The sequence below is a fragment of the Pseudoalteromonas sp. NZS71_1 genome (assembly GCF_015864305.1).
Classification (GTDB): domain Bacteria; phylum Pseudomonadota; class Gammaproteobacteria; order Enterobacterales; family Alteromonadaceae; genus Pseudoalteromonas; species Pseudoalteromonas arctica.
Genome location: NZ_JADYXM010000012.1, coordinates 86,209 through 110,907 on the forward strand (window position 1 = coordinate 86,209; position 24,699 = coordinate 110,907).

At 39.2% G+C, this 24,699-nt stretch carries 14 protein-coding genes and 1 pseudogene; 4 read left to right on the forward strand and 11 right to left on the reverse strand.

What is annotated here, in order from left to right:
• Positions 1–14: 14 nt before the first annotated feature.
• From I6F43_RS15900 to I6F43_RS15915, 4 genes and pseudogenes are all read left to right on the forward strand, one after another.
• Positions 15–263 (forward strand): annotated as a pseudogene (locus tag I6F43_RS15900) (endonuclease III); the annotation flags it as partial.
• A 283-nt stretch (positions 264–546) separates the two neighbouring features.
• The gene (locus I6F43_RS15905; protein WP_197103120.1) at positions 547–987 is read left to right on the forward strand and encodes a hypothetical protein; all 441 of its coding nucleotides are present in this window, start codon (positions 547–549) and stop codon (positions 985–987) included.
• 92 nt (positions 988–1,079) lie between these two features.
• Positions 1,080–1,790 (forward strand): hypothetical protein, encoded by a 711-nt coding sequence (locus I6F43_RS15910; protein ID WP_197103122.1) that lies wholly within the window; start codon positions 1,080–1,082, stop codon positions 1,788–1,790.
• Between the two features lie 485 nt (positions 1,791–2,275).
• Complete coding sequence (locus I6F43_RS15915) at positions 2,276–4,186, forward strand: aminotransferase class I/II-fold pyridoxal phosphate-dependent enzyme (RefSeq protein ID WP_033027026.1); 1,911 nt, start codon at positions 2,276–2,278, stop codon at positions 4,184–4,186.
• 372 nt (positions 4,187–4,558) lie between these two features.
• On the opposite strand, the gene I6F43_RS15920 is transcribed toward I6F43_RS15915, so the two are convergent.
• The 11 genes from I6F43_RS15920 to I6F43_RS15970 all read right to left on the reverse strand — a co-directional run bounded on the left by I6F43_RS15920 (position 4,559) and on the right by I6F43_RS15970 (position 24,652).
• Positions 4,559–7,522: a TonB-dependent receptor gene (locus tag I6F43_RS15920; RefSeq protein ID WP_024591526.1), complete on the reverse strand. Its 2,964-nt coding sequence runs from the start codon at positions 7,520–7,522 to the stop codon at positions 4,559–4,561.
• 527 nt (positions 7,523–8,049) lie between these two features.
• Positions 8,050–11,082 (reverse strand): TonB-dependent receptor, encoded by a 3,033-nt coding sequence (locus I6F43_RS15925; protein WP_007585340.1) that lies wholly within the window; start codon positions 11,080–11,082, stop codon positions 8,050–8,052.
• A gap of 325 nt (positions 11,083–11,407) precedes the next feature.
• Positions 11,408–14,140 carry a poly(beta-D-mannuronate) lyase gene (locus I6F43_RS15930; protein WP_197103124.1) on the reverse strand — a complete coding sequence of 911 codons (2,733 nt, stop codon included), beginning with the start codon at positions 14,138–14,140 and terminating at the stop codon, positions 11,408–11,410.
• Positions 14,141–14,601: 461 nt separating this feature from the next.
• Positions 14,602–15,564, reverse strand: a complete 963-nt coding sequence (locus I6F43_RS15935) for a class 1 fructose-bisphosphatase (RefSeq protein ID WP_010555334.1) — start codon at positions 15,562–15,564, stop codon at positions 14,602–14,604.
• Positions 15,561–16,643 carry a class II fructose-bisphosphate aldolase gene (gene fbaA, locus I6F43_RS15940; protein WP_007585332.1) on the reverse strand — a complete coding sequence of 361 codons (1,083 nt, stop codon included), beginning with the start codon at positions 16,641–16,643 and terminating at the stop codon, positions 15,561–15,563. Before fbaA ends, I6F43_RS15935 begins: the two co-directional genes overlap by 4 nt.
• A gap of 14 nt (positions 16,644–16,657) precedes the next feature.
• On the reverse strand, positions 16,658–17,275 hold the full coding sequence (gene eda / locus I6F43_RS15945) for a bifunctional 4-hydroxy-2-oxoglutarate aldolase/2-dehydro-3-deoxy-phosphogluconate aldolase (RefSeq protein ID WP_007585331.1): 618 nt from the start codon (positions 17,273–17,275) through the stop codon (positions 16,658–16,660).
• Between the two features lie 229 nt (positions 17,276–17,504).
• Positions 17,505–18,437, reverse strand: coding sequence for a sugar kinase (locus tag I6F43_RS15950; RefSeq protein WP_197103126.1), 933 nt, complete (start codon positions 18,435–18,437; stop codon positions 17,505–17,507).
• 74 nt (positions 18,438–18,511) lie between these two features.
• Positions 18,512–19,819, reverse strand: a complete 1,308-nt coding sequence (locus I6F43_RS15955) for an MFS transporter (RefSeq protein WP_007585328.1) — start codon at positions 19,817–19,819, stop codon at positions 18,512–18,514.
• A gap of 2 nt (positions 19,820–19,821) precedes the next feature.
• Positions 19,822–20,166, reverse strand: a complete 345-nt coding sequence (locus I6F43_RS15960; protein ID WP_002962963.1) for a cupin domain-containing protein — start codon at positions 20,164–20,166, stop codon at positions 19,822–19,824.
• A gap of 5 nt (positions 20,167–20,171) precedes the next feature.
• Positions 20,172–22,388 (reverse strand): heparinase II/III domain-containing protein, encoded by a 2,217-nt coding sequence (locus tag I6F43_RS15965; RefSeq protein ID WP_197103129.1) that lies wholly within the window; start codon positions 22,386–22,388, stop codon positions 20,172–20,174.
• 5 nt (positions 22,389–22,393) lie between these two features.
• The gene (locus I6F43_RS15970) at positions 22,394–24,652 is read right to left on the reverse strand and encodes a polysaccharide lyase 6 family protein (RefSeq protein WP_197103132.1); all 2,259 of its coding nucleotides are present in this window, start codon (positions 24,650–24,652) and stop codon (positions 22,394–22,396) included.
• Positions 24,653–24,699: the final 47 nt, after the last annotated feature.

A 24,699-nucleotide genomic window follows, 5' to 3' on the forward strand; every position in this document is an offset into this window, starting at 1 on the left:
AACTACCTTGCTTATCTCTCGGCTGGCGTGTAATAGCCGTAGATACACATATATTTCGTGTATCTAACCGTACTAAGCTTGCCATGGGTAAAGACGTAGTTGCTGTAGAACAAAAGCTTGAAAAGGTTGTACCAAAAGAATTTAAAGTAGACGTTCACCATTGGCTAATACTACACGGGCGCTACACCTGCGTAGCGCGTAAACCTAAGTGTGGCAGCTGTATTATTGAAGACTTGTGTGAGTTTAAAGATAAAATAGAGTAATTATAGGCTGCTTTGAGCGATTAGCGGTCATTGAGATTGGCTAAATACCGTAGTTAATTGATTGGTCAAACTGCTTTTTGCGCGTATATTCATGAAGATGAACGGCGTACGCATATTATTTTATTTAACTATACTTTAAAGCTTAAGAAAACATAGTGATAGTAATGCCTTAGGTTATTTGTTAAAACTAAATAACGTAGATAAATGAGCGTGGGGTCGGCAGAAACATGCGCGATGAGCTCACTATAAAATGTTAGGCGCCTGAAGCGATAAGGAATCGAGAATGACAGAAGTAGCGGCATTGTCTGCTGGAGACATTGAAGAATTAGTCTATGCGAAGCTTGAAGGATACAAAAATCAGAGTGTACTTGAGCAATACGCCATGTTCATGGGCAAAGCTCAAATTCTGGAATTTGGTTTAAAGGGGCTGCTCTCAAGAATGTATGACGTTCCATCAGAGAGCATGAAAAAGTGGACTCTTGGAAAAACCAAAAACGAGCTAAGAGATAAAGGCTTAAGGCCAGATTTTATTGCCTATCTAGAAAGTATCGTTAATTATCGTAATGATATGGCGCATGAATTTCTTCTTAATAATACAATAACTCAATCAATGACTAATTTCAGTGAGTGTAAGCTTTACGGTGATTTGTTTCGAGCAATCTATGAACTTGAACAAATTATTATTCTTTATGACTGGTGCGAAGAGAACAATGGTTGGCAATAGCGCGCCTAACAAGCGCATGTTGTCGGACTAGTTTTCCGCTGCGTTCCAAACCATCGGCAAATGCGGGCGTTAGGCGCTTTGGTGGAATATTTATGATAAGCAAAAAATTTTCTGATTCTCGTCGCCAAGTTCAAGAGCGATGGTGGCGCATGGAGTTCCAAAAGCGTTTTGGTAAAAAGTTAAAAGCATTACTTCTGTGGCGATTACACAGAAAATTAAACAAAGAGTTCCAGCTTAAAGATAAGGTTATCAACAACACAATTCTTACGTTTGTTGAACAAATGGAAAAGATAAACATTGAATATTTCCCTGCATCTCAGCAGTTTTTTAATCTGAGTCTTTACTTCCTTCTAGCCGAAAGAGATATCCAAGCCTTGAAAGCTGATGCTTTTGCGCATCCGAATGAGACGAAAAGAGGCATAGCTTTACGTACTCTATTGCTGACAATCTATGAGTGGGATATGACAAAGGTAACTGGTAAGAAAATGGGTTTTATCTTTGACTGCACTGGCTTATCAGCCGAATCTAAAAAAGAAGTCTCTAGTTCATTGAAGGAGCTTCGAAAAGCTCATAAAGTGACAGTTCAACAATTTCGAGAAATTCGACTTAACACTATAGCTCATAGGGACGCTGATGCATTAAACCAGTACAAAATTATTTCGAGGTTGGACATTAGAGATTTTTCAGGGCAAATTACTAATTTCTACCAAGCGTCAGATAAACTATTGAAGTCTCTAGTAATAGCAACGACAGAGATTGGGTCTCAACGCAGTTTATTTAATCAAATACTGCATCTTAAATAACGCGCCTAACAAACAATTTAAGAGTGATTCACCACGCTTGGTATTTTTGATTTGGGTTTGGTTTAGTCATTAAGGTGCTTAATTGAGCCTGTAACACCTCAATTGGGCATTACCAATGTCCGCTATTGGCACTCTCCAGCCACTCGACAACATAAAATGCTGATAATAATTGGTAAGGTATTTTACTGTGTCGGATGGCGCTTCGCTTATTCGACCTACACTGGCACAAAACTGCCCATCAAATAGGTATAATTTTTATACTGTAGTGGTATAAAACTTAAAGGGAAGTATATTGTCGTTGATAGTGATCAAAATCTTTATGCTTACGATGGAAACAGAAAACACATGAATTTCATTGCGCCTCTTATTTGTAGTAGCCAATGAAATAGAACAATTATTAGAACATTATCAAAGTATTAATTTCACAACGCTCACTCCTTTGGTTATGCTAGTGAGCATTATAAAATTATATTGCGAAACCCTCTATGCTACCTCTACTTCGTATCTTGATAATTGAACAAGACCCAGCCACCTTACAAGGGCTTTCAACGAATCTGTCAAAAACAATTCCTAACTTTGAGCGAGACGATATTCATATCGATATTATTGAATGCCTTGAGCTTAAACGCGCGTTGGAACATGTAGAGGAAGATGGTGATATTCAAGCCGTAGTTCTAAGCTGGGATATGCACAACAAAGTGGGTGAGCGGATGTATAGCCGCTTTATCGAGGATTTAAAGGCAATTCGTCTTGAGTTACCGGTTTATGTTATTGGCGACGACACTAAAGGGCTGGAGATCGTAAACGAATCAGAAGAAATCGAATCTTTCTTTTTTAAAGATGAAGTGATTTCTGACCCAGAAGCTATTTTAGGTTATATGATTAACGATTTTGACGACCGCTCTGAAACCCCATTTTGGACGGCGTATCGTCGTTACGTTGGTGAAGCAAACGACTCTTGGCATACACCGGGTCATAGTGGGGGTTCTAGCTTTAGAAACTCACCTTACATCAAAGATTTTTATCAGTTTTACGGCCGCAATGTATTTGTTGGCGACCTGTCGGTTTCGGTAGACTCGCTAGGTTCATTATCAGACAGCACCAATACCATTGGTCGCGCTCAAGAATCAGCAGCGGCGACGTTTGAAGTTAAACACACCTACTTTGTTACAAATGGTTCATCTACCTCAAATAAAATCATCTTGCAGACACTCCTGCGCAAGGGAGATAAAGTAATTGTCGACCGTAATTGCCATAAATCAGTACACTATGGCATCTTGCAATCAGCCAGTTACCCCATTTATTTGGCGAGTATCTTAAATCCAAAATATGGAATTTTCGCGCCACCATCCTTGGCCGACATCAAGTTAGCAATTGAAAATAATACTGATGCTAAATTACTAGTGCTTACCGGTTGTACTTACGATGGCTTACTTAGCGACCTAAAACAAGTCGTAGATTATGCTCATCAATATGGTATTAAAGTGTTTATAGATGAAGCCTGGTTTGCATACTCTTTGTTTCATCCTAGCTTTCGTCATTATTCTGCAATACATGCTGGGGCTGACTACATTACGCATTCGGCGCATAAAGTAGTATCGGCGTTTTCTCAGGCGTCTTATATTCATATTAACGATCCAGATTTTGATGCCGATTTCTTTCGAGAGATTTATAGCATCTACGCCAGCACATCGCCAAAATACCAGCTTATTGCATCGCTTGACGTGTGCCAAAAGCAATTAGAGATGGAAGGCTATAAGCTGCTCAATGCGCTGCTAAATCATGTTGAGGAGTTTAAACAACAGATGGCCTCGCTTAAGCAAATTAAAGTATTAGCTAAGCAAGACTTTATGGAAATATTCCCGCATTTTAGTGGTGATAATATGGGCCACGACCCATTAAAGATCCTTATTGATATTAGTGAGCTACCTTACTCATTAAAAGATATTCATAAATACTTACTGGATGAAATTGGGCTAGAGATAGAAAAATACACACACAGCACCATTTTGGTTTTACTGACGCTTGGCGGCACGCGCTCAAAAATAATTCGTTTGTACAATGCGTTGAAAAAGCTAGACAGCGGTAAGGTAAAACTATCGAAATCGACGCGTAGAGCTCGCTTACCTGAAAATTTACCTGCCATCGACTTGGCGTGTATTCCAAGCGATGCTTTTTATGGCGACCGCGAATCTGTGCCTATCAGTAAAAGCAACAACCGCATTTGTGCAGGTTTAGTTACTCCATATCCACCGGGCATTCCGCTTTTAGTCCCAGGCCAGCATATCACTAATGACCATATCGAATATTTACAAGAGTTAGCAAGCCAAGGACTGACGATACAAGGCAGTTTCGATGGTGAAATTTATGTTCTTAAGGGTAAGGTTAAGAAGTAACGGTATTGGTTTAATACTATCTCGATAATAATACCAATCTGCTTATATACGGGGTCTATTTAACGTTAAGAAAATTACGCTAGAACTAGGCAAAAATTTTTGTATCTAGTTGTTCTAAATAAAAAATTTTTAACGACGTTATAGTGCAATTTAATTCGTTAAATTGATCAAAGATTTATGCAGGTTGGTATAATTACTGGTGGCAGTGTCGCAAGACATTGCCGCAGTAACAGTATTGAGAAGTAAAATACAAAGTGGAATAAATCATTTTTATAAATGTTAACTAATTATAGTTAAAAAAAAGCAAGCCAGATGGCTTGCTTTTAGCGTCTTTAAATACACACACTTATAGACTCGATTTAACTATAACTTTTAAAATCTATAGCTAGCGCCAAATGTAATACGGCGGTCTGTAATACCTTGGAAACAAAGTAAAGCACCTTCGTTAACACAAGACTGGCTAACTTCTGATTCAGTTAAGTTAACGGCTTCAATACCGATATTTAGCTGATCGTTCACATCATAACTTATGCTGGCATTAAGCTGCCCTCTGTCTTCTTGAACAACAGGGAAACCCCATGGGAAGCTTGAGGTGCTGCCAAAGTCAGTTGAACGGTACCCTTCGCGCCACGTGTAACGCGCTCGAGCAGATAGACCGTATTTCTCATAATAAAATGTAATGTTATATGCGTTTTCTGACAGATCAATTAGTGATTGCTTAGCACTTATGTCTGCATCCGGGTTACCGGTTGTTAATGCAAAAACTGCATTTGCACGACTCGTTGCAGTGTCAAATGATTCACCACCAGAAAATTCTTGATAGGTATAGTTAGCAACCACACCAAAACCTGATGCCCAACCTAGCTCTTTTTCAAAACTTGATAAGTCGTATTGAGCTGCAAGCTCAATACCTTGCTGCGTTGTTTCACCTGAATCATTAATAGTAGTTTGCGTAGGAACACATAACCCTACGCCAGCATCTGGGCCAAATACGTTTATGTCTGCAATTGGATTAAATATGCCGCCGCCTTCACACTCTGGACCATTAGTATCGCGAAAGCCTGTGCTTGGGTCTTCAAATGGGTCAACTTGCTGTGTAACGTGCAAATCGCTACGTGTTTTATGAAAGTACCCCACACTTAACAAAGCAGCGGGTGCAAAATACCAATCTGTGGATATATCGAAAGAGGTTACTTCTTCTGGCGCTAAGCCTGAATTACCAATTGAAACGGCACTATTAGGGCTGGTGCCAAACGTAACAGATGTAGATAGGTCATCAAAATCTGGGCGTCTAATATCTTTTGACCAACCTAAACGAACAATCACATCTTCACTTACATTCGCGGCTAAATTGAATCGAGGTAAAAAGAAATCGTAATCACCTTTAGACGTTAGCTGAGTAACCAGTTCGTTGCCACTTCCATCTTGAGTAACAGAGTTACCTAGCGATGTAACTTCAGTCTCTAAATAACGTAGGCCAAAGTTACCGCGAAACATGCCATACTCAAAATTTGCTTGTGCATATAAGGCATGTGTTTCTTCTTCAATATCAAAAAATGCATTTACTTGAGACGTTGGTGAACTTATTGGTCCACGATCAGAACCCGTTATTGCATTATTAGCTTCAATCGCTTGGTTAAGTGCTGCTAATACAGCTTGTGGATCAGAGGATGCAAGCTCTGGGTTTATAAGTAAGAAATCACGAATATAGAGTGCTCGCCCATCACCATCGTTAAAGTTATCTGGGCCCGCTGTTAATAATTGTGCAAATAAATCACCCGTTGGGCTATCAGCCATATTTCTTAAACCAACGTTAGAGCGAACTTGATCCGACACACTACTCGTTTTACTGTAGCGGTAACCAAAATCGACTGACGTTATTACATCATCTAAGTAATATGTAAAATCTGTACGAAACGCATCTTCTGTATTTTCTGACTCATCTTGCCCTTGGTTTACGTCACGTAGAACAACATTTGCAGGGTCGAGTAATTGAGCCATTGTTGGCGCGTTTGCCTCCCCCGTTGCAATCCCAAACGTAAGTGCATCACCTGTAAGATCATACTCAAAAGGAGTCCCGTTTTCATTTGACGAATTAGTAGCAACATTTGGATTTATAAAATTAAGCGTTGTATTAAAGCTTGGTGTAGTTGAATCAGAACGAGAGGTTGAGGCTTCAACACTTGCAAATAATCTATCGCCTTGCCATTCCCCCCCTATTCTAAATATTTTGCTTTTTGTGATGCGTGAATTAGTATCGCTAGAAAAACGCAAGTTAGGATCGCCACCACCGTCTTCAACCGGAATTACGCCTCTTACGGCCGCTTGTATGCTGCCTAGGTTTTGTCCGTCCAGTGAACCAAAATTAACTGTTTCAAATTCACTCGGTATTGATACATTTCTAAGATCACTTAGGCCAGATGCTTGTACTCTTGAGCTTTCTTGGCGGCGCTCTTGATCATTAACAACTGCATCAAAAAAGAATTTCATATTATCGTTTGGTGCATATTCAAATGTACCTGCGAAGTTTTTTGTCTCGTATTCGTAATTATCGTAATCTTGAATTAAAAATTGTACTGGTAGAAAATCAAACGATTGTGCACTTGCAGCACCGCTATCAGCGGCTACCGAATTATCTCTATCTGCGCGAGGACGAAATGCGGTTACGTCTTGCTCACTGTAACTACCACTAAATACAACACCAAACTTACCGCCCGAATCAAGCTCCCAGTTATCACCCCAAGCACCCGATACCCTAGGAGTCACGCCATCTGTTGATAAGCTACTATCTTCACCTTGAACTCTAATTGAGCCTAGAGTTTCATTTAACTGTAACGGGCGAATTGTTTTAAGGTTTATTGTTGCGCCCACAGAGCCTTCGATTGTTTTTGCTTCAGGTGATTTAATTACTTCTACACCGGAGATAATTGCAGCTGATACATCCTCAAAACTAATGCCACTTCGTCCAGACCCTGAGCCAACTGTTGATACGCCGTTCACTTCTGTACGATTAGCATTGGTACCACGAATTTGAACACCCGTACCTACCCCTGCTTCACGAGTAATTTGAATCCCTGTTACGTTTTCAAGTACTTCTGCGAGGTTTTGATCTGGTAGCTTACCAATATCTACAGCCTCGATAATTTCAACAAGGCTATCTGCTGAACGCTTTTGTGCAAGAGCATTTGTAAGCGATTGTCGAATACCTGAAACCTCGATAACCTCAAGATCGTCTGCAGCTTTTTTTGGAGCTTCTTGCGCCTGTGTAGACAAAGACATACCAAGTGCGGTTGCCGATATAACTGCCAGTGTAATTTTAGATAACTTGTGACTCATAGTTTTTTTCCTGTGTGTGTGAAATGCTATGTTTAACCAGCTACTTTATTGTTTTTATTAAAAGCCCTTTCTTGTTACAAAGTCTTAACTTTATATTTACACCCGCACCTACAAAGATCAACCTTTTGGTAATGAATTTAGATCAAATATTATGCAATATGTTATTACCAAAATAGAAAAACCTAACTAAATTTCAAGTTAAAAGCAAAACTTACATTTTAAGTTTATGTTATTTATGGTTTTTAAATTATATTAGAAATAGGGCTGTCAAAAACAAAGGTTAGAATAGTTATCGTTTTAAAAATGAAATAATTTAGGCAGGAGAAACCGATGATGTTGGGCGTGCTTAATAAACAGCATTATTGGTTAACCAATTTAATTGCTTTTTAGTCAAGTAGCTTAATTCTGGAGTGAGTTTTTTTTAAGTACTGTTTGTTAGTATTATCGAAAATATAAAATTGAAGAATTTGAGGATCAAAAAAGGCGGTAAAACCGCCTTTTTGATGTGATTTAATGTTTAACTATTATTACAGCTTGTAGCTTAAACCTAAGAATAAACGTGGGCCGTAGTCATTCACTTCACCTAAGTTACCTTCAACAAAGAAGTCTTGTGATTTAGGTGCACTGAACAAGTTAATTGCTTCTGCTTTAACTCTAAAGTGCTCATCAATTTTGTATGATGCGCGCATTTCCCATACGCCTACGCCATCAACATAACGAAGTCGAGTACCATTTGTAGTATATGGTTGGAAATACTCACTACGATATTTGTAAATAACAGCAGTATCAAATCCACCAATTTGGTAGTACAGCTGGCTGCTAAATACATGCTTTGAGAAACCAGGTACTGAAGCCGACTCAATAATACCGTCAGTTAACTGTGTAGTATTACCATCTACGTCAGTCTCAAACGTATCGCCGTATAAGCTATCTTGGAACTCAAAATCAGTGTCTGCATAGTTGTAACCAAATTTCATACCGATGCCATTATCCCAGCGGTAAGAAAATGAAGCTTCAAGACCTAGTATTTCACTGTCTTCATCTGATGTAACAGAGTTAGTAATTGGTAATGAAACAGTTTCACCGGCAACAGTAAAATCTTCAATTACTGTTTGTTGTTGAAAACCACCGTTGAACTGTTTGTAGTATAAGCTTAACGCTAAGATTGAATCTTCGTTAGGGTACCATTCAAACGCAGCATCGTAGTTCCACGACATAAGCGGTTGAGTGTCCGGGTTACCAGAACCATTTACACCCACTAATAAATCGCTAATTGATGTTGCTGTACCTTCTGTATCTTCTTGGAATGTACGGCTGTAACCTAAATCAGATGGATCTGCACGTGACATACCACGGTATATACCAGCTCGGAATAAAATATCTTCACTGTAGTCAATAACTAGGTTAAAACTTGGTAAATACTTCGTGTAGTCACCACCGCTTTTTATTTTATCCAATGAACCATTATCAGATTCAACCAGAGAAAGTACACCGGTGTCGCTTGTTACTACGTCAAAGCTATTTCTAAAACCAATCGAAGTTACTTCTGTGTCTACAATACGAAGACCAAAGTTACCGCGAATGAATTTACCAAACATTTCAGTATCGTAATTCGCCATTAAGTACACTGATGTTGTTTTTTCTGTTACATCAATTGTACCTGCATTTTCATATTCAACTTCTGGGTAAGCAAACACACCATCAGCGTTAGAACCAGCTACAGCTTGTGAGAAACATACGTTGTCGTATGTAGCCCATGATGAACCTGTACCGCTATCTACAACGTTACCGTCACTATCAACATTTGTTACGATATCGCCATCAGATACACTTGATAAAAAGCCTGATTCAGGGAAATCGATTTGACAACCTTGTAATACGTCAAGCGCTTCAGTACCAGAGTCTAGTGTAAATTCATTTCTTGAACCGTTACCTTGGCTACCACCATACTGTAGGAAGGTCATTTCAGATGTTCTAATACCACCTTGAATACTGGTGAAAACATTGCCATCTAAGGTATAGTCAAAATCTAGTCGCGCTGAGATAACTTCGTTTTCACGAACATTTTCACGGTCAAGTCGTGTTCTTAGGCTATCTGTAAAGTTTGAAATATCTGTTACGTCAAAATCTGTCAGTGTGAAATGAGGGATCTCATCGCCCATATCCCAAGAAAAGAAATTACGACCTGATGTTCTACCACGGTTAGATATTTGAAGTTCTTCACGTTCAGTTTTTGAATACGCTAAATCTAAGTCAACAGTTAATCTATCAGTAACTGTATGTTCTATATTTATGCCGTAACCTTGGTAGTTTTCTTCACGAGAAAATTGCTCACCCGCTGATTCAATGCGCTCTTCACCTTCCCAGTGCAAAATACCGCCTACATCATTAGTAACAAGTGTTGGACCTGTTACGCCTGGTGTTGCACGTTTTTGTAAAAAGATTAAATCGTGGCGTGCTTCTTGTTGTGTTCTATCTGATATTTGTGCGTCAAAGTTAACATCCCAATCAGCTGACGGTTGGTATTGCAGTGCAAAAAACATTGCATCACGTTCATCTGATGTCTCGTTTTGGCGGTAACTACGGCTACTGCCAGTCCAAGCGTAAGGAGTACCATCACTTACTGCTTTACCTGTTTCAGGATCAATTTCTGTATCGTAACCTTGGTTGCTACTGCCACTAACTTGGTCTTCACAGTCGCCTGCGCTGCTACGATAAAAACCTTCATTGGTATTATTAGGATCGTTTAAACACGCCCATAATGAAGAACCTGATGGGCTAGAGCTTCTGTATTCAGCTTCTGGTTGGCTGATATCTTGGCGCTGTACGCCAAAAGACACACCAACGGCTTGGCCGTTATCAAATTCAAACTGGTCAACATAACTAAACGTGCCACGGTAACCCGCGTCACTTTGAAGTGAGTTATCTACATTACCTTCATCAGGGTTGTAGTTTAATTTAACTTCAGCTGATACACGTTGCTTGCCAAAATCAAGTGGAGTTATAGTTTCAAGTGCAATAACACCTGCAACACCACCTTCAATCATTGACGCATCTTGCGTTTTATAAATTGCTACTTTTTTTACAAGTTCTGACGGAAACTGCGAAAAGTTAACTGAGCGGTCACCACTACCATTAGTCGCTTCACGACCATTGATATGCGTTGCACTTAAAAATGGACCAAGACCACGAATAGTGATTTCTGTTGCACCACCGTTTTCACGGTGAGATGCAGCACCTGTAATTGATTCCAGTGCTTCACCGATAGACAGTGCTGGTAAATCACCAATATCTTCAGATGACAGGCCATCAACTACCGTTGTTGCTTCACGTTTAATTGCTATTTGGTCTTGAATCGTTCTACGTGTACCTGTAACACTAATTATTTCAACGTCTTCTTCAACTTCTGTCGCTTTTCCCTGATCTTCCTGTGCGCTTGCTGTAAACACGCAAGAACTTGCCATACCTGCGATGACCGCTGTTCTTACCCATTTTGCAACTGGGCGCATTGCAAACTGCCCTGTTGTAGAATTATTGTTATCTCGTGACTTCAACGACATTTGAATTCTCCGCTGGTTGTTGTTGTGTGATTTTAGTGTGTTAGCTTGTTATGCTGATGTATATTTTATGTGACCTTTGACGTTAATATACTCAAACGCAGTCATATGATCAACCAATTTGACGCTTTAATATTACCATAAGGTATACCAATTTTAACTTAACGGCATTACCAGTAGGTCAGGCAGGTTTTTTACTAGAATATAAACCGCTCTAAACTAGTCGATAAATAGGTAATGTAGGTTGAGAAAAGTGTGGTGATTATTAATAAATAATAAAAAAGCCCCAAATTTGGGGCTTTTAAAAGTTAACTGATTAATTGGTTATTTAATCGTTTTGTATTTTCCATGTAGATCCAACACCGACTTCAGATGATTGAATATAATGAAGCCCTTTAGCACCCGCCTCTGCCTGAAGGCCTGCAGGGTCAGTTTCTAATAACGTACTTGTTGCTGTAACGTACTCAAGTACTTCTTTACCATTAGTTGCTGGGTCTTGGTCAATTGCACCATCAGTATCGAATGCGCCATTACCGTTTAGCTTTCTAATTTCAACCCAGTCACCGCTTGCATCGCCTGATACTCGACTATCCATATAACCAAAGTTGTTACTTAGCACCGAACTATCATGATTAATTAAGTCACAGTCATATTCAAAAGCATGGTCACTATCAAGTGTATTTGGGTAAAATAGCCCTTGAGTTGTAGCACTGCTGTTTATTGTATCTTCGTCTGTTTGATCACCTAAACCGTTTGCAATTAAATTTCCATTAAAGTTGATAACAAACGCATTTTTGGTTAGGCCGTATAATACCGGCGCATTCGCTGTGGTTAACTCATCACAATCACTTGTTGGTGCTTTAGGGCCTATTTCTGTACTAAATACAATAGGTTGCTGTGAGTTCAAAACCGTATTATTTGTTACATTTAGTGTAAAGTCGCCAGCCGCATCAAGTACAGCTTGGTTACCCGAGTTTGGCACACCGCCGTCAGCTTGCGAAAATGGATTTGCCGTAAATACAATACCGCCCGCTTCTTTATTACCAGAACGAATACCTGCAATGTAGTTGTTACTCACGGTGTGACCAAGTGGCGTAATCATCACGCCTGCAGGTCTATCGCTTGAGCTTTCAATATCTGTGGTACGAATAATAATGTTGTCTGTAACACTATTAAATCCACCATCTTCTAATGAAATACCACCATTAGGATTTACGATTGTATTGCCTTTGATAGTTGCACCAGAAGTTTGTACACGCATTAAACGACGACCTGTTACAAAGTTTTCTACGCGGTTATACTGAATAGTAAAGTTTGCGTTATCAGCTGCACCGCTACCCGTTGTGCTACCCGCATTGATCAAATATAAACTTGATTGACCAAAGTTTGGATTATCACTGTCACTAAATAAATTATATTGAATAACGTGATCAGAGCTTGATGATGATATTTTTATCACAGACCCTTTTTCTGCTACATTTCGATTAGAGAATGTATTTCGCTCAACCAACGCGCTTTGACCTTTTATCATCAGCCAATGGTATTCAGAGTTATTGAGTGTAGCTTCTTCTCCATCCATCGTGTTTTGCGAAAAAGTAAAGTTATCGCCTTCTGAGTAAATAACAGCACCTTCTTCGGTTTCACAAAATGCACCCGCTTTAGTATCTATATTCTTAAAGGTAAGCCCTGTTAATCCAGCGCCATCTACTCCAGCAGCTACATGCACACATACTTCACCGCTAAGTACAGGAGTTTGACCTTCTACAGCGCGAAGCGTTACTGCACTGGTTAATAAAACTGCGTCCATATCAGCATAAACACCGGTGTTTAAGCCAATAACATCACCATCAGCTAAACCGCCGCTTAAAGCACCAAGGAGTGCTTCAGGGTTACTAACTAATTGTGTGTAAACTAATGTATCAAGTGAGTTTGTAACCTCACTCGCAAAACCATCGTTATCTGTATACGTAGCTTTTACCGACATTATTGAGCCAGCGTAAGCAGAAGGTGTAAATGTTTTACTATTACTGTCGGCTACTTCAACGCCATCAGCAGACCAAGTATAAGTAACGTTTGCCTCTTCAACACCGTTGTTATCAGTTATCTCAGCGGTTAACTCGCCACTTGTCAAATAAGGCGCTACGCCCATAATGGCGACGCTACCGGCTTCGTCAACCGCAACAGCAGAAACAGCAATTGTTTCCTCTGATGTATTATCCTCGATAAATCCATTATCATCTGTGTAAGCAACTTGAACACTTATCTTTTGACCTAAAAGTGATGCATCAACTGTAAAGGTGCTTTGTGTTGCGCCATCTATCTCTTGTGCGTCAGCAAGCCATTGGTAAGTAATATCTCCTGTTGCCCCGTCGGTATCAGCAACTTCTGCTGTTAATATATTACCAACGGTTGGCGTGCCACTAATTGTGACTTCGCCTTCTGAGTTTGTTCGTGCTACAACCTCTGTACCCGTTGAAGTCACAGATTCGTTAAACCCACGGCTATCTTCAAAAGATGCACTAACTGTTATAACTGTACCAAACTGTGCGTCTGTTAACGTGAGCGTTGAAAGTGCTTCATCTGCAATCTCTATGTCATCAGCAAACCATTTATAAGTTACTGTATCGCCATCAAAGCCATTTTCGTCAGCTACATTGGCTGTTAGTTGCGAACCAACTAGCGCGTCACCCGCAATGGTTAAACTTGCAGGAAATGCGATTGCGGCAACATCTGCGGTTGGATCTGTAATATGCGATTCATTAATACCGCCATCATCGGTATAAAGCCCTTGAACAGTAATTGGTAAGCCTATCTGATCGTCAGTCAGTGTAAATGAAGCGCTATTTGCACCTGCAATTGCCTCACCATCTGCATACCAATAGTAAGTCACGTCACCTGAGATGCCATCAGGGTCACTAACTTCTGCCGTTAATGTTTGTCCGCTTGTAACTGTTCCACTAAGAGCAATAGAGCCCAAGTTGTTGTCATTATTGTTTGAGTTTGTGTCACAACCAACTATTGCTGCTGCAATAGCGCATAGCGCAAAATGTTTTAATTTCATGGTGGCTCTATTCTCCAAATTTATGGTTTTACTATTTGGTTATCTATTGTGTGTGTTACCAAATAATTCACGTGTGTATTACCAAATTTATTTGAGTTGCAAATAAATTGTTAACCAACTTGGTAATATAACCATAATAAAATAACTTTTTCCACTACACCCACTCAAATAAATAACAATAAATAAACATAAAGTTAACCCTGCACTGTTATCGCAGGTCAAAAATTGAATTCAATCGTGCACAATTACTGCGAAAATACATAACCTTAGAGTAAAAAATTAGTTTTACATGGTGTTAAGTAAATAAGATTTATTTAATATATATGAAGTATTCTTATTTGAAGACTATAAGAAAATTAAGAAATGAAGTGAGTTTGTATAGAAAGGGTTATTTACAAAGAGAATAAAAATAAGGGTAAAGAAAGGGGCTATTTTTTGCCCCTTTTTTATTAAGTACTGTTTTATAAAATAGCGTTATTATAAAACTCTACAGGCTCATTTGAGCCCAAAGCAACAGGCACACGTTGATGCAAGCTAGTTGGCGCAATATCTAAAATACGCGTTCCTCTAGAGGTTGCTTTACCACCTGCGTTTTCAACTAAAAGTGCCAACGGGTTTGCTTCATAAAGCAGTCTTATTTTTCCGTTATCGTTACCACTGCGTTTATCTTGCGGATACAAAAATAACCCGCCTCGGCATAATATACGATGAACGTCGCCTACCATCGCTGCATTCCAACGCATTGAGCTTTTTTCAAAGCTTTCACAGGTGTAAAGCAATTTATCAAAATACACTTGTGTCGGTTCGTCCCAATAACGGTAGTTAGCCATATTAACGGCAAATTCACGACTCTGCTCTGGCACACTTAACTGCTTATTTGTCAGTAGATAACCGCCATGCGTTGAGTCTAATGTATAACAACGCGTTGGACCGCCAGTACTCATTACAAGTAATGATGAAGGGCCGTATAACACATAGCCTGCACATACTTGATTTACACCAGGCTGACTAAATTGCTCGTCGCTGTCGAAGGCAACATCATCACGGGCTAAGTAAATAGTAAATATAGTGCCTATTTGCCCATTAACATCAATATTAGAAGAGCCATCTAGTGGGTCAAAAGCAACAATAAACTTACCTTCAGGGTGGCCACCTACCGCATGATCTTCTTCCTCTGATGCAACTGATCGAACGCTGCTGTCGTCAAGTAGTATGTCTTTAAGTAGTTGGTTTGCAATTACATCTAGCTTTTTTTGAACTTCACCTTGGATGTTTTCATTCAATGTTGAACCTAAAACACCGGCTAATTCACCTTGGCTTACTCGAAAAGCAATTTCTTTACTGGTCGCTAAAATTGTGCGAATAAGTAAAATAAGATCGGTATCTACACCGTCTTCTTTTAATACTGTATTTAGTCTTTTCATGCGCTATACCTATTTACACAATTTAGATCGTCAAAGCATTGCTCTAGTCTTGCAACCATACTTTGCTCTGAATGACGCAACCATACGCGAGGGTCATAGTATTTTTTGTTTGGCTTATCATCCCCATCAGGGTTACCAATTTGCTCTTGTAGGTATGCTTGGTTATCTTTGTAGTAGTCTAAAATACCTGTCCAACACGCCCATTGCGTATCGGTATCAATATTCATTTTAACTACACCATAGGTTAAAGACTCTGCAATTTTATCGTACTCAGAACCACTACCACCATGAAATACAAAGTTAATTGAGTTGCTTGGTAGATTGAATTTTTCTGATACGTAAGCTTGTGAATCTTTTAAAATAGTTGGTGTAAGAACAACGTTTCCTGGCTTATATACACCGTGAACATTGCCAAAAGACGCTGCAATTATAAAGTTAGGGCTAATACGACTTAAACGTTCGTAAGCAAATGCAACATCTTCAGGCTGAGTGTATAAAGAAGAGCTGTCTAGGTGTGAGTTATCAACACCGTCTTCTTCGCCGCCCGTGCAGCCAAGCTCAATTTCAAGCGTCATACCTATTTTTGCCATACGCGTTAAGTAACGTTCACAAATTTCGATATTTTCTTCTAAAGGCTCTTCTGACAAATCAATCATATGCGAGCTAAACAGTGGTTTGCCAGTCAGTTCAAAGTGTCTTTCACCTTCATCAAGCAAACCATCAATCCAAGGTAGTAGCTTTTTAGCTGCGTGATCAGTATGAAGCATCACTGCTACTTCATAATGTGCTGCCACTGAATGTACATATCTTGCAGCACTTACCGCCCCAAGCACTGCTGATTGTTGCTCTGGTAAAGATAAGCTTTTACCACAAAAAAATTGAGCTCCACCATTAGAAAGCTGAATAATAACGGGCGAGTTTTTCTTTTTAGCAGCTTCTAGCGTCGCATTTATAGATGTTGTACTAACAACATTTACCGCTGGCAACGCATATTGATTAGTACGGGCATGTTCATACACAGCACTTACTTCATCGCCAACGATTACGCCTGGCAGTATTGTTGGGGCTAAATAATTCATTTATGAAATCCTTTCTATTTTAAAGCCTGGATACAAGAATCAGTAATTGCTTGCCAATTTTCTTGTTCAACCCACTCTTTTTTCGCTATCCAAGTACCGCCAACGGCGAATACATTATTTAAAGAAAGATAGTCCATTTTGTTACTTTCGCTAACGCCGCCTGTAGGGCAAAAGCTGACTGCTCTAAATACTGACGACACAGCTGATACAAAAGGTGCTCCTCCGGCAAGCGAAGCCGGGAATAATTTTTGCTCTTCAAAGCCATATTCAAGTGCCATTAAAATATCACCTGTGTTTGATACACCAGGAAGTACCGGCACATTACATTTAGCAAGTGCTGTAAGTAATGCAGGAGACACCGCTGGCGTTACAATAAAGTCAGAACCCGCTTCAAGTGCTTGCTCTAAAATATCAGTATTTATGACTGTACCCGCACCGACTTTTAGCTCTGGCACTTGTGCCTTAATAGCTTTTAATGCTTCTAAAGAAGCCTCTGTTCTTAGTACTACTTCAACTAAAGTAAGGCCAGCGTTAGCCATAGCTTTCGCTATTTGAACACCTTGCTCTGGCGTATCAGCTTGAATTATAGGTAGCAGTGTTTGTCCTGACATAAGTTCAGAAAAGCGAGTCATAACGTTGTTCCTTTATAAAAAGTAATGCGGCCGAGGTATGGCGGCCTTTAATGTTTAATTATTTTGTTATACCAATTGCATTAAATTAATGAGCTATTATAGCGACAAGAAAATAGCTCAATAACAAGGCTAAAATTATGATACATAGTTGTTCTATATAAATAATTTTTAACGTAGTTAGTGAGTTATTTAATACGCTAAGGTGATCATGTCTTTAATAAAATTGGTATCAGATACCAGCTTCAACCATTGCTAGCTGAAATATATCTTTTGGAGCAATAGCGCCTGGCTGTTGTATAACCGCACCGGCGGCTTTTGCAGCAAGTTGTACAGCACTTGAAATTGATTTATCAGATAAACGAGCACCTAAGTAAACACCGTTAAAAGCATCGCCTGCGGATGTCGTATCTACAACATTTGTTACCGGTATTATGGTGTGGCTTTGAAGCGTATCGCCCTCTTTTGTCACTACCGATTCAGGGCCATTTTTAACAACAATTTCTTCAATTTGGTAAGGTTTTAAATATTCAACAACCGCTTCTACGCTATGAACGTCATAAAGTATTGTTAAATCTTCAACGCCTGGTAGGGTAATATCTGCAAGCGTAAAGGCTAAATGATATTGCTCTTTAGTTTCCTCTACACTATTCCACAAACGCGCTCTGTAGTTAGGATCAAAAACTATTTTAACCCCAGCATCTTTGAGCTGCTTTACAACTTTCCAAAAATGCTCACGTGCACTTTCTTCAATTATTGCTAATGAAATTCCTGAAAAGAAAAACATATCACCTTGGCTAAGCTGCTCGAGTGCATCAGCATCTAAAAAATCAACAACCTTTTTAGCTGCAGAATCATTACGCCAATAAATAAAGCTACGCTCACCATGCTCATCGGTTTCTATGTAATACATGCCGGGTACTTTGGTATCGTGAGCAAATACGAGTTGTGTATTTATTTGTTCATTTTCAAAGCGTTCTAGCATTTTTTTACTTAAATTATCTTGACCTAAAGCCGTAACAACCGAAGTAGTAACCTGCGGGAAGCAACGTTTTAAATACACTGCAGAATTATAAACATCGCCTGCAAATGATTGGTGTAGTGTGGCTGCGCTCATAGCTCTAAGCTCGACCATGCATTCACCGATAAAGTAAATATTTTTCATCTTGGAAGTTACCCTATGTAGTTAACTGCTATGCGCTTATACAAAACATATTGGCATAGCAGTTATTATCTAGATTATTGAGGCTTTTTAAGAGGTTCTATTTTTGGAATTAAAATCCAAACAGCTGCCATTGCAATAATGGCTAAAGAAGCACCAATAACAAATGCTGGCGTATAATTACCATCAGCAGTAAGAATAGGCACAAGCGATGTAAGGCCTACAGCACCAAGTTTTGCCGCCATACCAGAGAAACCTGATAATGTACCTACAGCTTTTTTGCCTAACAAATCACTTGGTAGTGTTTGCACGTTACCAATTGCAGTTTGAAAACCAAATAATATAACAGCCATAATTAGTACCGCTGTCGTTGGTCCGCCTGGATTTGCCATTGCAAGTAATGCAGGTAACATAATTAAACAGCCCAGCGTTATAGTTAGCTTACGTGTTTTATCTGTATTCCAACCGGCTTTGAGTCGGTTTTGAGCTAATAAGCCACCAAACCAAGCACCAAACATAGCGCCAACATAAGGTACCCAACCATATATACCAATAGACTTAACATCCATGCCGTATACTTCGTTTAGGTAAATAGGTATCCAAAAAACAAATAACCACCAAATAGGGTCAATCGCAGCAGAGGCAATAATTACACCCCAGCTTTGCTTACGAGAAAGTAACTCAGCAGTTGAAGGGTTATATTCTTCTTCGTCTTCGCCTGTTACATCGCCATTATCATCAACACGTCTTTGACCTGTTAAGATATATTCACGTTCTTCGGCAGTAAGCCAAGGATGAGAGCTAGGCGGCGCTTTAACTAAAATTAACCAAGGCACTAACCAAAGAAAACCTAATACGCCCACAAAAACAAACACCATTTGCCAGCTAAAGTAGATAGTTAAATAAGCAATTAAAGGAATAGCAATAATACCGCCAATAGCAGCGCCAGAGTTAAAAATACCCTGTGCTAAGGCACGCTCTTTAGTAGGAAACCATTCAGCATTACCTTTAGCTGCGCCCGGCCAGTTACCGGCTTCTGCTACACCTAAGATTGCGCGAAAAATACTAAGGCTAAGTACACCTTGTGCAAATGCATGTGCAACGGTTGCAATAGACCAAACACCTATCGATAAAACAAAACCGAAGCGTGTGCCTACCCAGTCAAATATTTTACCAAATATGGCTTGACCAAATGCATAAGCAAATACAAACACAATTGAAATATTAGCGTATATTTGTTTGCGTTCTAGCGCTGATTCATCAGGAAATAAATCTTCAACGATGTCCGGCCAAAGCACACTAAGTGCTTGACGGTCGATATAGTTAATAATGGTAGCTAGCGCAATTAGCGCTATAACCCACCAACGTAAGCCTTTAAGTTGCATAATTAATCCTCAAGAAAGTCTTCACGCGCTGGGCTAAAAGTATCAATCAGGATTCCGCCTGTTGGGCAGGTAGCTCCATGATCAGCAAATGGTGGGATTAAGCAGCTATCACCCGGTTTTAAGATTTTAGTGACGCCATCAATGTTAAAGTGGAACTCACCTTCAACAACATACGTTACTTGAGAATGTCTGTGAGCATGGTTATAACCAATAGCCCCTTTCTCAAACCAAATTTTAACAGCCATTAGCTCTTCGTTATAACCTAGCATTTGACGTTTTAGACCATTTCCTAAATCTTCAATTTCGGTCTCGTTGCCAAATGAAAAGTTTGCGCTTTGCTTTTGCATCCTATTTACTCCTGATTATTGTTCATCATATAAACGCCTAATCGGCCATTTAAAGTGAACTCTTTATTTTGATAATTGAATGTATTTTTAGCTGAGGTTGGTGCTTTATTAATAGCCACTAAATATGACTTGCCTTTAATATCAAGTTCAACAAGTGTTAAATCGCCCTGCTGACTATATTCAAGCTTCGTAACTCTACTAACAGCTTCTAAGGTATATTCTTTACTTGGATTGTATTCACCGTGAGGCTCTAATACAGATATAAATTTATGATGCTTTTGACCCTCAACACGACGAATAAAACCGTTTTCGTTGCGTAAGTTAAAATCAGGGTCGTTTGCGCCTATTTGAGTAAACAAGAAAGACTCATCACCTTTAACCAAACTCGTTTGCGTATAAAAGCGACCATTTTCGTTTAACCACGTTACTTTAGCTAAACCACTTTGAGGTTGCGCTTGAGCTTTAAGCCATAGATGCTGGTAGCCATTTTTAGTACCTAATGCAGACAGTTGTGTTGCATTCGCTTTTAGCTCAAAGCTGGTATCTATAAGCTGACCTTTATAATGCAAAGGCAAATCAAGCTGATGTGCTTTATTTGCTGCAACATCAAATATATCAAGTGCAACTGTGCTTTGTAGTTCAGGTAAGTTAATAAGTGCAAGCGTACGCTCAAGATCAACGCCTTTATAAGCTGTGCTTATTTCGCCGCTTGAAACCGTGCCGTATTCATTCGTTTCGAAAAAGTTAAGTGTAGGGTAATTACTATTTCCTACTTCAACATTTGCATTAAAATGCGTTGTTTCGTCAACCACTACCGTATTGTGCGCAACAGTGTGTTTAGCGTAAGTTTCGTTTTCAGGTAAATAACGACCGCCGTATTTAGCTTCTACATTTAAAAAACGTGCTGCGCCATAATCAGATACAATTTCATTACCGTGGTCGTAAAATTGCCATGTTAGTTTATCAAAATGACCGTGACCTAAGCCTTGTGCAGCAGGTTTAAATAGTAGAGCTTGATCGCCACCTACCTGCGTTCTCATTACAACTAAAGCACCTTGTTTACCGTCATTACCATCGCCGAAGGCAACAGATTTAAACGAATAAGGTTTTGCCATGTTGTTATCAAGTGCTTGAGCTACTTTTAGCCCATCACCAGAGAGAATTATTTGGTCTTGTTGCTTAGCAATATCTAAATAACCCGCGTCGTTAGTTAATCCATACGCTGCAGTTACACCATTAACTAACTCAATAGTATCGATACCTTTACTTTTTATTGCATCGTTAATTGGGAAAAACAAACCGTTGTAGCTAAGTTGAATCGTCGTATCAATCGCTTTTAATAATATGCCATCGCGATATTCGAAGATTTTTCGTTGTGGTTCGTTGTTTTCAATCGCTTTAGCAAACGTTACAAAGGGTAATAGTGCAAAGCGTTGATAGTAAGGACCTTCGTTATAGTAACCTTGTGGTGAAAACAGCATCTCTAGCTGCTTAATAAAGCCACCTTTACCCGACTTTTCTAAATCGTATAATGATTTTTCTACCCACTCAGGTTCACCTAATACATACCCGGCCATGCCAACACCCGCTGTTGCCCATGTTCCATGGTTGTGTACTTTATTAAATGTAGAGGGTTGGCCTACTGATGTGAACAACGAAACAGGACGTAGTAAGTCATCCTCGATTGTTTTAATGTTATCGGCATTTAACGAGTCATGAATTAGATCATAAGCTTGTATTGTGTACACAAGCCACATTGCTTCATTTAGGCTTTGCCAAAAAAACTTACCTGGATTTTGCGAGTCCATTTTACGTTTTGGATGCAGACCAAGTGTTGGATATAATTTTGCATACTCAAGCAACATATCACGCACGTAATTTGCGTATTTATCATCTTGGCTTAATTGATAAATAATGCCCGCGTTGTACATAAGTTGGTAATTTTTCTTGTGGCGTTCATGTGTATAACCACCACCACCGTCTTTTGGAACGGGTACAGTTATAGGCTGTGCAATTTGCTCATCAACTTGTGCTTTTAGCGATTCAAACGCAGTAGCAAACTTTGTGCTGCCGTTGCTACTAATTGCTTGGCGCATTTGCTTAACATCATCAGTAGTAATCACTAAGTTTGGGTGCGCTGCATGCGCACCCAATGATGTAAGTAATGTAAGTGCTGCTACAGCCGCTATTTTAAAACCTGTTTGGCATTTTAATAAGTACATAGTATTTACCCTGCCTTATTTAAAATGTTGTTATTTTTTAATACTGCTGTATGTGGGCCTTTAACTCTTAGTTCTTTAACACTTGGTGCTTTAGTTGCATCAAATGTATTGTCTGAGATTTCAGTTTTAGGCTCGCCTACTGTGTGCTCTACAACAATAGGAGCAGATTTAACAAATTTATTATCTTTGATATTAGTAACCTGAACACCGTGAACATAAATGCTCGCTTGCTCTTTGTTACGCTTACCAAGGCCAACGTTATTAAGCGTGTTATTTGTCATTTCAAAATGAGGGCCAAATGTACTTTCATCAGTACCACCACGGTAAAGCTTAAGTACACCGCCTTCTACACCATTAAATGTATTATTATTTACAATAACGTATTCCGCGTTATAAACACCTAAGTCTTCAATTTCAGTATTTAGACGTAAAATGTCACCTGTTACTGTATTAAAGGTATTACCTGTAATAATAATTTCGTCAGCCATTGCACCTTTACCAGTGATAAAGAAATGGAATGAATGATTAATATCTAAAGCATTTAACTCTGAGTTGGTCATTACAAAGCGGTAATTATCAACCATACCCCATTTTTGCGTACGAACAATGCTGTTACCTATTGCATCTGGCGCGTTTTCACCTGAAATTGATAAACCATCTAGTTTTAAGCTGCCGCCATCATGTATTTCAAACAAGGTAGAGCGTTGAAAAGTAAGTTTAGACTTTGTGTTCTGCTTTGCTTTAATTGTCAACGTTTTATCAATTTTAACCAGTTTAGAAACATCATACTGGCCAGGCGCTAGTTCTAGAACATCGCCCGACTCTGCATTATCAATAGCGTCTAGTAATGCACTTACATCAGCTTTAACAGAATGTGTCTTACCAGAATCAAACTCAACAAGTGCTGGTACTTTTGCATACCAGCTAACACCGGTATCTTCTTTTTTAAGTACTTTTAAGTCGCGTTTCGCACCTACATTTAAACTTTTAGATGTTGGGTAAAGTAGACCATTATTTGCTTTTTTAAGCGTGATTTTTTCTTTTTTTACACCGTACGTTAGCTCAGAAAGTACTTTTTTATCAGCAATGTTGTTACTTAGTACCAGCCCGCTTACATCATCAAATGTTGTAAATGGCTGTTCACCATCTTGATTTATGATTAAGTTGTTTTTCATTACGCTATCTTTAGGTGCAGCGCTACGCTCAGCATCGCTACCAGCGGCAAGTTGAATATGACGCACATTTATAAATGTGTTGTTTTCAATTGTCGCATTTTCAACTTGGTGATAACGATTTATAGATGAATTTGGTACGCCGTTCATCACAGTAAAGCCACTGCCAAAACGATACCCTGTTAGACCTTGTAGGTAGTTATTTCTTACAATTTGATCTTTATTGATAACGCGAATACCACCTGTGTGGTCAACACCATTACCAATAAAAATATTTTCTTCTATAAGGTTACCGTTACCATGGCGCAGCGTTAATGTACCGCGCGCTTCATAAAATACGTTATTACGAAGAATGTTTTTGCCTGACTTAACCGAAACAATTTCTACTTCACCATTGGTGCGTTCAAAATAGTTATTTTCTACCAATGTATGTGAATCAGTTAATGAGTAATGGCTGGTGCCAATACGTAGGGTTTCACCACCGTTTGAACCAAAAGTTGGACGGTAGCCAAAATAGTTGTTGTCTATACGATGATAGTTTTCCTGACTTGCTTGAGTGTTTAAACGAACAGCAACTGTCACACCTTTATTTCGTTTGCCAACTAAATGACTATGATCAAAGCGGTTATGTTGTCCATATAATGCAACCCAATAATCAGACTCTCGTTTGTCTGGATTACTGTAATTATCGATTACTGTTTGAGTAACTCGTGAATTGTAGGCTAATTCATTTTTATTTTTACGAAACTCTATTACAGCTGAGCTCGGTGTGTAGCCGTCTTTAAATACTAAACCTGAGGCTTCAAGGTATTTACCTGCAAGTCTTAGGTTCGATTGACCCGATAAAATTACTTTACCGTTAGTTTCAGCGGTCAATAAAATAGGAGAGTTTTTTGTACCTTGGCCTTCAAGTAGGATTTCGAAGTCAGACCAAGTACCATTTTTAAGTACTACTTTGTCGCCAGCAACTAGATTAGCTGCGATATCATTAAAAGCTTGTTTACTTTCTACAAAATAATCTTTGGCCGCTATTTGTGTGGATATGCAACCGATGAGAACTAGACTAAGCTTTATTGTGTTAATCAAACGCATAGTTAACTCTTTTTCGTTGTGACTGAAAGTAGTGCTTCATCAGAATT